This window comes from Peptostreptococcus sp. (genome assembly GCF_977045075.1).
This window is the reverse complement of sequence record NZ_CDRRTB010000066.1, coordinates 1-10,191: the sequence shown is the minus strand read 5'-3', so window position 1 is coordinate 10,191 and position 10,191 is coordinate 1. Positions and strand designations below refer to the sequence as shown.

Here is a 10,191-nt window from a genome sequence, read left to right as displayed (position 1 = left end):
AGTAATATTACTAACTGATCTAGGCTGAATAACCTTTTTAATCTCTGACTTTATGTACTTGAAGGTAATAAGTACCCTGGATACCTTTATACCACCACCAGTAGAACCTGCACATGCACCGATTACCATCAGGGACAAGAGGATAGCCTTTGAAAAGCTCGGCCAAAGATTGTAGTCAGTAGTCATAAAACCTGTAGTAGTTATTATGGTTGCAACCTGGAAGGATGCATACCTAAAGGCCTTCAATACACTGCCATACATAGCGTATATATTCCAAGTAATCAGACCTATAGATACAGCTATAATTGCCAGGTAAGCCTTTAGCTCTTCACTCTTGAATATACGCTTAAACTTCTTCAATAATATTAAATAAAACAGGTTGAAGTTTATACCAAATAGGATCATAAACACTGTAATTACACCATCAATATAGGCGCTGTTGTAGTAGCCTATACTATCAGCCCTCATACAGAATCCACCTGTACCTGCAGTAGAAAATGAGTTTGTCAAGCTATCCATAAATGGCATGCCACCCATCATCAGTAAAACTACCTCTATGGCTGTCAGGGCTATGTATAGATAGTACAAAATTTTCGCTGTCTGCTTAGTCTTTGGAACCAGCTTGTCCACTGTAGGACCTGGTACCTCTGCCCTCATTATATTCATTGTATTTCCAGATGATAGGGGTATTATGGCCATTACAAAGACCAATACTCCCATACCGCCTATCCAGTGGGTAAAGGACCTCCAAAATAGGATACCTATTGGAAGTGCCTCTATATCAGTAAGGATCGTAGACCCTGTAGTAGTAAAACCTGATACAGTTTCGAAAAATGCATCTATTGGACTGGCTATACTTCCTGTCAGAAAATAGGGCATGGCCCCTATCACAGAAAATATAATCCAGGCCAAGCCTACTATCAAGAGACCGTCCTTGATAAACAATTCAGACTTGGTCGGTCTTTTTCTTGTAAATGCCATACCAACTCCAGCAGAGACTAGGGCTATCTCAAAAATCCTAAGAGCCACATCCCTCTCTCCATATGCCAATGATACTATGGCAGGTATAAACATTAAAAAACCTTCCACCTTGGCTATATTCATAAGAACATAGACCATCATTCCATAATTCATCTTAATTCTCCTAAATAAACCTATACGCTTCGTTCTAGTATATCTTCTATATCAGTTATTCTCAGGCTCGAAGTCACGATGATAATATTATCGCCTACCATAATCTTATCATCTCCACCTGGTATTATTATTTTACCGTTACGCACTATACAAGCTATCAGCATGCCCTTTTTAAACCTTAGGTCCTTCAATGGCTGGTTGACTATCCTACCAGTAGCATTTACTGAGAATTCCAATACCTCAACCTTGTCATTTACTATTCTATATAGGGAATTCAGCTGGCTACCATAGGAGTTGTTCATAGCCTTAACATACTGAAGTATCCTTGTAGCTGTCAATTCCTTTGGCGATATTACAGTATCTAGATTAAAGGTATCAATCATATCCTTGAAAGTAGACTGACTAATCTTTGTAATAACCTTAGAAGCCCCCTTAGAGTCTGCATACATAGACATAATGATATTTTCTTCATCAATACCAGTTAGGGATACAAAGGCATCTACCTCGTGGATACCCTCTTCCTCTAGTATCTGGTTGTCTGTTCCATCCCCATGTATAATATCGACCTTAGGAAGGTTCTGTGCCAAAAAATGACAAGTCTTCCTGTCTCTTTCTATAATCTTAGTCTTAATATTTATGTTCTCAAGACTCTTGCATAGGTAGTAGGCAATCTTACCACCACCAATTATCATAACAGTCTTGACCTTTCTCTTAAGGCCACCAACCTTCTTTAGGAATTTTTCCAAGTCCTCGTGGCTACCAGCTATACTCAGCTTGTCCCCCTTCTCAAAGGTGAAATTACCATCTGGTATAAATACTTCATCCCTTCTCTGTATGGCACAAACCAAAATCTTTACACCAAAGGTCTTTACCACATCCTTCATCTGCATGCCAACTAGATCGGAATTTTCATATATTTTAAACTCCATCAACTCGACCTTACCCTTGGCAAAGGTCTCAACCTTGATTGCCGACGGGAACCTCAAGATCCTTGAAATTACATTGGCAGCAACAAACTCTGGATTTATAATCATACTTAGACCCAGATCTTCCTTTATATAATTTAATTGGCTATAGTATTCTGGATTTCTAACCCTTGCTATAGTATTTTTTGCCCCTAGGTTTTTGGCAAACAAGCAAGAGAACATGTTTATCTCATCAGATGAGGTACACCCAATTAGTAGGTCTGCCTCCTCTACGCCAGCCTCTTTTAGTATTTCACGATTGATAGCATTTCCATTTATGCAGGCAACATCCTGGTGAGAATTTATCCTGTTGATTACATCTACATCCTGCTCTATAACCGTTACGTCATGAGATTCATTAGACAACTCTTCAGATAGCTTAGAACCAACCTTTCCTCCACCTATTATTACGATCTTCACTTTTTTCTCCTTCCACAACTAACGTGTTAATATCTTCATTTGAATATTATACCACAAGCAGAGACTTTTTTTTAGTACTTTACTAGCATTTAAATTTTATAGTATAATATAGCTACTATTGATTATAATTCGATGAGGAGATAGATATGAAAATTTCAAAAAATAATAACAGAAAAAAAATAGAAAAAAAACTACTAGTCTTTTCAATGTGTTCTATCCTTGCCCTATCCCTAGTAGGATGTGGCTCTAAAAATGCTGGTGACGGTGATAAAAACAAGGCATCTGGCCCTAGCCTAGTAAACGAGCTAAAGTCTGAAAAACTAATAGGACTACAGGCTGCCCTATTAAAATTCACAACTGCTGAAAAAGCAGGCAGTGTAGCATCAGTTAGTCTTGAAGAAAAGGATATTCCTATAAAGACTGAAAAGAAGGATGAAGCTGAGGAAGCTAAGACTGAAAAGAAGTACATCTATACGCTAGAGGTTATATCTAAAAAAGGTATCAGCCAGACTATGACAATTGATGCCAAGACTGGCGATATATTAAGTAAGACTGAAAATGGTCCGGCAAGTGCTGACCTTAAGGCTAACCTGCTAGACTTTGTACCTGTAATGGATGTAGATGAGGCTGCCCAGTTAGCTGCAAAGGCCTCTACAAAGAACTATACTCAGGTCCTATCATACAAGCTATTTGCAAAAAATGGTATGAATGTATTCTCATTCAAGCTATATGATGGGGATGTAAAGAATACCGAAACTGTATTGATAGATGGAGCTACAGGCAAGATTTTGACAAAGGCCGACCTGGAAGCAAGCCAGACTAGCTCGACAGATAAGACTACTAGTTCTAGCACTTCAAGTAGTAACGATAATACTAGTACTACTACTAGTACTACTAGCCAAGAATAATTATAAATATAAAATACCGACCCCAAAGTCTAGTATAGCACTAGCTTGGGTGTCGGTATTTTTTTATTACTATTAATTTCTTCACAAAATACCAAGTTTGGTAAAACCTCCCTTGGTATTTATAAAAATCTTAGTCAGTCACCTATATGACCCACTATTATATTTAATTTACTGGTGCTCTAGTATATATTTTTCTGCCGCATGAACTGCTATAGCTCCATCAGCAGCTGCAGTTATCACCTGTCTTAGAGACTTAACCCTAATGTCGCCAACCGCATAAATACCATCGACACTTGTCTGACAGTCTTCATCAGTTACTATATAGCCCTGTGGATTTAAATCTACTAGACCGTCTACTAGACCTGAAGTAGGTATACCACCTATGGCCACGAATAAACCGTCTAACTCTATTGTTCTTTCTGACTGGTCAGTCTTGTCTACAGTTACTACACCTGTTAGCTTTTCTTCACCTAGAATTTCCTTGATCGTACTGTTCCATACAACCTCTACATTTGACTCAGCTAGCCTTGTCTGTAGTGTCTTATTGGCTCTTAGCTCGTCTCTCCTGTGGATTAGGTATACCTTAGATGCTATTCTTGATAGGTATAGGGCATCCTCAACAGCTGTATCTCCGCCACCATTTACTGCCACTACCTTATTTCTATAGAAGCCACCATCACATGTTGCACAGTAGCCTAGGCCCCTTCCAGTAAACTTGTCTTCCTTGTCTAGACCTAGCTTTCTTGGTGTAGATCCCATTGATAGTATTACAGTCTTAGTTAAGATTTCCTCTCCACCTGCTAGCAACTTCTTTGTACCATCTTCTAGCACCTCAATTGAGTCTACTCCCTTGTATTCAATCTTAGCCCCAAACTTCTTGGCATGGGCTAGCATATCATTAGCCAGCTGGATACCATTAGTTTCAGGTAGGGCTGGATAGTTTTCTATTTCCGTAGTAGAAACCATCTGGCCGCCGTGGAAGTTCTTTTCCAAAATTACTGTATCCAACTCTGCCCTTCCACCATATATACCAGCAGTCATACCACCAGGGCCACTACCGATTATTACTATATCATGAACCTTAACTTCACTCATTATTCTACCTCCAATATTATCTAATAAAGTAACTTCGCTAATACCGTACTATCTATTATAGTACATTTCTTTGCCTTATGTATATACTAAAAATTATTTATAGGACCATCCTGGCCTGGCTCATATACATGAATCTTGTCAGAGAACCTATGGTATATTTCCATTATCCTATTGATATACTTCCAGCAAATCTCTATCTGGTTCCACTGGGAGAATAGGGACCTATCTTCGTCCATGGCAGCCATCAATAACCTTTCATATGCTTCTGGTGTATTCTGCCTATTTTCCAATACACAGCTCTGGCAGAAGTCCATATCAACCTTTTCTATGGTATTTTCTGTACCTGGCTTCTTTATATTGAAGTCTAGCTTGACGCCCTCGTCCGGCTGTATCTCTATTATCAGCTTGTTTGACTGGGCACCCTCTGTAGTAGACTTAAAGGTAATGACTACCTCACTCTTTTTCTGAGCCATCTTCTTACCTGTCCTTAGGTAGAATGGAACTCCCCTCCACCTGTCATTTTCTATAGCCAACTTAAGGGCTACATATGTTTCTGTAGTAGATTCTGGGTCTATCTTATCTTCCTCTAGGTAACCCTTGTACTGGCCCATTACAAGTAGCTGGTCTATCTTGTGAGGGTCCTCTATATCCTTCAGCTCCTTGAATAGCTTGGTCTGGGCAGCCTTTATAGCCTCAGATGAATTGTCTGCTGGCCTTTCCATTGCCACTATAGACAGGATCTGGAATAGGTGGTTCTGTACCATATCCACCATGGCCCCGCTCTTGTCATAGTAGCCACCTCTTGTGCCTACACCCACCTCTTCAAAGGCATTTATTTCGACCTTTTCTATAAAGTCCTTATTCCATACACCTCCGAATATGGCGTTGGCAAACCTTAGGGTCATTATATTTATTATCATTTCCTTACCTAAATAGTGGTCTATAAAGAATATATTTTCTTGTGAGAAGCACTGCTTTAGGTTCTTGTAAATATATTCTGCTGCATCCATAGTGTCACCAAATGGCTTTTCAATTATTACCTTGGCCCCACTCAAAGGACAGCCTGCCAACCTAATACCATCCGTTATAAAGCCGAATATCTTAGGTGGTACTGCATAGTAATATGTCCATCCGCTTTCTTTCCTGCCATTTGCATAGTCCAAGTCAGCTAGTAGGTCCCTATACTGGGCAACCTCAGTCATATCCATCTGGTAGTAGATTATCCTCTTTGAAAATTCAGAGAAGTCCTCCTCTGTATACTTTAGCCTAGAAAATTCACTAGTCCACTTTTTAATTATCTCAACATAGTCTTCCTTGCTGTAGCCCTTCCTACCTACACCAACTACCTTGTAGTCCTCTGGCAAAAGGCCTAGACAATGCAAGTTATATAAAGCTGGAAATAGCTTCCTATAAGCTAAATCCCCTGTTCCTCCAAATATTATTATTCCCTTATTTTTCATCTTCATCTATCCAATCATGATGGAATACTCCATCTACATCTACTCTTTCAAATGTATGGGCCCCAAAATAATCCCTCTGTGCCTGTACAATATTGGCACCTAGTCTTGAAGACCTATACGTGTCCACATAAGCCAAGGCTGCTGACATAGCAGTTATTGGAATACCTTCCATAGCCCCAATAGCTACTAGCTTTCTCAGGTCTGCTAGCCTATCATTAATTTCCTTTGCGAAGAAGTCTGTCATCAACAAATTCTCCACTCCCTTGTCCTGGTCAAAGGCTGCTGATATATCATTTAGGAACTTAGCCCTAATTATACATCCACCCCTGAATATCTTTGCTATATCTGCAAAATTCAAGTCCCAGCCATATTCCTTTTCGGCTACACTAAGTAGCTTGAAGCCCTGGGCATAGGATACTATCTTAGATGCATATAAGCTATTTTTAACCAGGTCTACCAGGTCCTCCCTGCCTAGACCCATAATGTCTAAAATATCCTTCTTGCCTGTAAATTCGGCCTTGTTCTGACCTATAATTTTAGATAGCTTGACCCTTTCATCCTTTAGCCCAGACATATATCTGGCATTTAGGGCAGCTGTGATTACAGAAACATCAACCCCCAGGTCTATAGCCTCCAGGTTGGTCCACTTACCAGTACCCTTTTGGGCTGACTTGTCTAGAATCTTGTCTACTAGGTAGGATCCGTCTGCCTCCTTAACCTTAAGAATATTGGCTGTAATCTCTATCAGGTAGCTCTCTAGCTCAGTCTTGTTCCAGGCCTCAAATACCTCCTGAATCTGACTATTGTCCATACCACCTAGGTCCCTTAGAAGTATGTAGGCCTCACTGATAAGCTGCATATCACCATACTCTATGCCATTGTGGACCATCTTGACGTAGTGGCCAGATCCGGCTGTAGAAATATACTTACAACAAGCTTCTCCATATGCCTTAGCTGATATATTTTCAAAGATATCTCTTACATGTTCATAGGCCTCCCTATTACCACTAGGCATGATAGCTGGTCCAAACCTTGCACCCTCTTCACCACCTGAAATACCAACACCTAGATAGTTTATCTTCTTATCCTCCAGGTAGTTGGACCTCCTTATAGTATCCTTGAAATATGAATTTCCTCCGTCTATTATGATGTCACCTTCATCCAAAAGACCTATCAGCTGGTCTATAACCATATCTATTGGCTTGCCAGACTTTATCATCAGAAATATTCTTCTTGGCCTTTCAAGAGACTTGACAAAGTCCTCAAGATTATAGGTTGGTGTGAAATTTTCATGTCCATGGTCTCTCATTACTTCATCTACAACCGAGCTAGTCCTATTGTAGATGGAAACCTTGTAGCCCTTGTCTGCCATATTTAGGGCTAGGTTCAGCCCCATGACAGATAGTCCAATTACACCTATATTATTCATCTATATTCCTCACTTTCATTTTACACTTTACTCTTTGTATAGATTCATATTATTTTTATACACCAAAAGACCAAGCTTTAATCATTAGCACAAGGCTCTTCCTAGTTTTTCTTAATAGACTCCTTCTAGAGGTATACCAGACCATTTTTTTTATTTTTAGAGGTTCCCCCCTCCATATGGTCGGCCTCTCCACACAGGAAGCTGGCCCTCTTTACAGAATCATCACCATACTTGGCCCTTATATCATCCATGGCCGAATATAGCCTTTCCTCCTTAGATGATATCTGGTTGAAAAAGTTGAGCTGGTTTGAATCCTTCTCCTGGACCTTGCTGGTTCCTATGCCTATGTGTCTAATAGGTTTGCCCCACCAAAGACTCTTAAAAATCTCACAGGCTACCCCATATATATCACTGACCTTATTGGTCCTAAATCCAAGAGTCCTCTGGGCCTGTGACCTTTTAAAATCCCTGTCTACAAGCTCCACTGATACTACACCTGCAGTGGAATTTTTCCTCCTCAGTCTAGCACAGACCGTCTCACTAAGGGCCAAAATCCAGTGCTTGGCCTCTTCAAAGCTGTATATATCGCTGGAGGTTGTGGTTGAATTGCCAACAGACCTATTATTAGTATTGGTCTTATGAAAAAAATCATAGCCATCCAGACCGTTGGCATGGTTGTGTATGACTATACCATGCTTTTTAAAGTGCCTCTTCATAAAATTTATATCTGTATTGGCCAACTGTCCTATAGTTACTATACCAAGACTCCTAAGCTTTTTTGAAGTCTTTCTCCCCACAAAAAATAGGTCTTCTATCGGAAGTGGCCACATTTTTTCCTCTATCTCCGACTGGAAAAGGGTGTGGGTCTTGTCTGGCTTACTGAAGTCCCCAGCTATCTTGGCTAGGACCATCTTGTCAGAAACCCCCACATTTATAGTAAAGCCTAGTTCCGTCCTTACCCTCTCTCGGATGGTATCAGCACAGTCTATAGGATTTCCAAATAGCCTTTGGGTCCCAGTCATATCCACAAAGGCCTCATCTATAGAATACTGGTAAACACTAGGTGAATAGGTCCTCAAAAAATCCATCAAACGATTGGAATACTCTACATAGAGGTCAAAATTTGGTGGAACTAGGTATATATCTGGACACTTGGTCCTAGCTATGCCCACAGGTTCACCTGTCTTTACACCTAGCTTTTTGGCCAACTGACTCTTGGCCAAAATTATGCCACTCCTTCTCTCTGAACTACCTGCCACCGCAGAAGCTATATTAATCAGGTCCAGACCCTCAATATTGTGCCTTTTTCTGTAGGCTGCCTCCCAGCTAAGGTAGGCAGAGTTTACATCTATATGAAAAAATACCTTGTCCTTCACCAAAACACCCCCTAAAAAATGGACTTAAAAAGAACATATGTTCTTTTTAAGTCCATTTTACACCATATTTGTGATTTAGTAAATATTTATCTATAAGAAAAAAAACACATATAAAAAGAGACCCTCCTATCTAGCAATAGGATTTGCCAAACAGAGGACCTCATCTAAGATTATATAATTTCCATATTTTTTAAGCTTATATCCAGGGCCTTTACCGAATGAGTCAGGGCTCCACATGATATGATATCTATACCCAAGCCCCTGTAGTCTCCTATCTTGTCCGGACCTATATTTCCAGATACTTCTATAAGTGCCTGCCCACCTATAAGGTCTACAGCCTTCCTTATTTGGTCTATAGACATGTTATCTAGCATGATTATATCACACCCGACATCAAGGGCTTCCCTAACCTGGTCAAGGCTTTCAACCTCCACCTCAATTTTTTTGGAGAAGGATACTTTTTTTCTAGTCTTTTCAACAGCCTGCCTAATGCCACCTGCAACCCCTATGTGGTTGTCCTTTAGCATTACCATATCGGATAGGTTGAACCTGTGGTTCTTTCCACCACCGACCTCTACAGAATACTTATCAAATACCCTCAGTCCTGGGGCTGTCTTTCTCGTGTCAGCTAGACTTACTGATTCATCACCTAGGGCATCTACCATATACCTAGTCATACTGGCTATACCACTCATCCTCTGAAGGAAATTTAGGCCAGTCCTCTCAGCCAAGAGCATGGCTTGAGCCTTACATTCAACTATACCAATCTTGTCACCCTTGTAAACCCTATCTCCATCCTTGTGAGAGCAAGTAAACTTTGCCCCTTCATCCAAGATTTTAAAAGCCTGGTAAAAGACTTCCAAACCACATACAATCCCCTCTTCCTTGGCTATCAAGTCAGCCCTGGCCATCCTATCCTCATCTATTATGGCATCGGCACTGATATCCTTGTAGCTAATATCCTCAAGTAGACTCTCTTTGATCTTATCAAGCATCCTCATTTTTAAGCCAGTATTCATAAAAATCGTGGTTCCTTTCCTTTATTGTATCCACCAAAATCTTCTGGTAGTCAGCAATTATATCATCTATATTTCCAGTTTCTCTATTTTCTTCCATATGGGCCTTGAAGTCTGGCAATGAAGTATTTAGGCCTTCACCACACTTCATACCACAAAAACATGCTTCTAAAAGGGAGTTTGACGCCAACCTATTTCTTCCATGTAGACCTGTACAAGACGTCTCTCCTATGGCATATAGGCCTGGTAGACTAGTCCTACCATCTAGCTTGGCCTTTATGCCACCCATATGGTAGTGTTGGCCTGGGCATACGGGTATCATATCCTTCCTGATATCTATACCCTTGTCCATACAGGCCTGGAAAACCGTCGGAAATCTTTCATCAAT

General features: G+C 40.3%; 9 protein-coding genes. 1 reads left to right on the top strand and 8 read right to left on the bottom strand.

All coding sequences use genetic code 11. From position 1 onward, the window contains the following. A partial coding sequence (locus tag ACW6OJ_RS06095) for a TrkH family potassium uptake protein (RefSeq protein ID WP_456096037.1) occupies positions 1-1,134 on the bottom strand: 1,134 nt, incomplete at its 3' end. Between the two features lie 20 nt (positions 1,135-1,154). Beyond that, a complete protein-coding gene (gene trkA / locus ACW6OJ_RS06090) occupies positions 1,155-2,537 on the bottom strand; it encodes a Trk system potassium transporter TrkA (protein WP_330598314.1) in 1,383 nt (460 codons plus the stop codon). 128 nt (positions 2,538-2,665) lie between these two features. On the opposite strand from trkA, the gene ACW6OJ_RS06085 reads away from it, so the two are divergent. Next, positions 2,666-3,427, top strand: coding sequence for a PepSY domain-containing protein (locus ACW6OJ_RS06085; RefSeq protein WP_455105194.1), 762 nt, complete (start codon positions 2,666-2,668; stop codon positions 3,425-3,427). Positions 3,428-3,595: 168 nt separating this feature from the next. Here ACW6OJ_RS06085 and trxB read toward each other — a convergent pair whose 3' ends face one another. From trxB to ACW6OJ_RS06055, 6 genes are all read right to left on the bottom strand, one after another. Further along, entirely contained in the window at positions 3,596-4,522 is a 927-nt protein-coding gene (gene trxB / locus ACW6OJ_RS06080; protein ID WP_455105195.1) for a thioredoxin-disulfide reductase, read from the bottom strand. A gap of 86 nt (positions 4,523-4,608) precedes the next feature. Then, entirely contained in the window at positions 4,609-5,982 is a 1,374-nt protein-coding gene (gene zwf / locus ACW6OJ_RS06075; protein WP_455105196.1) for a glucose-6-phosphate dehydrogenase, read from the bottom strand. After that, positions 5,972-7,411 carry an NADP-dependent phosphogluconate dehydrogenase gene (gene gndA, locus ACW6OJ_RS06070; protein ID WP_455105197.1) on the bottom strand — a complete coding sequence of 480 codons (1,440 nt, stop codon included), beginning with the start codon at positions 7,409-7,411 and terminating at the stop codon, positions 5,972-5,974. The genes zwf and gndA overlap by 11 nt, the downstream gene beginning before the upstream one ends. Before the next feature lie 125 nt (positions 7,412-7,536). Beyond that, a complete protein-coding gene (locus ACW6OJ_RS06065) occupies positions 7,537-8,787 on the bottom strand; it encodes a DNA polymerase Y family protein (RefSeq protein ID WP_293428697.1) in 1,251 nt (416 codons plus the stop codon). Positions 8,788-8,957: 170 nt separating this feature from the next. After that, positions 8,958-9,806, bottom strand: a complete 849-nt coding sequence (gene nadC / locus ACW6OJ_RS06060; RefSeq protein ID WP_293437732.1) for a carboxylating nicotinate-nucleotide diphosphorylase — start codon at positions 9,804-9,806, stop codon at positions 8,958-8,960. Next, positions 9,775-10,191 (bottom strand): FAD-binding protein (locus ACW6OJ_RS06055; protein ID WP_456096036.1); only part of this gene is annotated, 417 nt, incomplete at its 5' end. The genes ACW6OJ_RS06055 and nadC, both read right to left, overlap by 32 nt.

Excerpts from the sequence above, each read along its gene's own strand:
- ACW6OJ_RS06085 (WP_455105194.1), top strand. The coding sequence starts at position 2,666 with ATGAAAATTTCAAAAAATAATAACAGAAAAAAAATAGAAAAAAAACTA.
- trxB (WP_455105195.1), bottom strand. The coding sequence starts at position 4,522 with ATGAGTGAAGTTAAGGTTCATGATATAGTAATAATCGGTAGTGGCCCT.
- zwf (WP_455105196.1), bottom strand. The coding sequence starts at position 5,982 with ATGAAAAATAAGGGAATAATAATATTTGGAGGAACAGGGGATTTAGCT.
- gndA (WP_455105197.1), bottom strand. The coding sequence starts at position 7,411 with ATGAATAATATAGGTGTAATTGGACTATCTGTCATGGGGCTGAACCTA.
- nadC (WP_293437732.1), bottom strand. The coding sequence starts at position 9,806 with ATGAATACTGGCTTAAAAATGAGGATGCTTGATAAGATCAAAGAGAGT.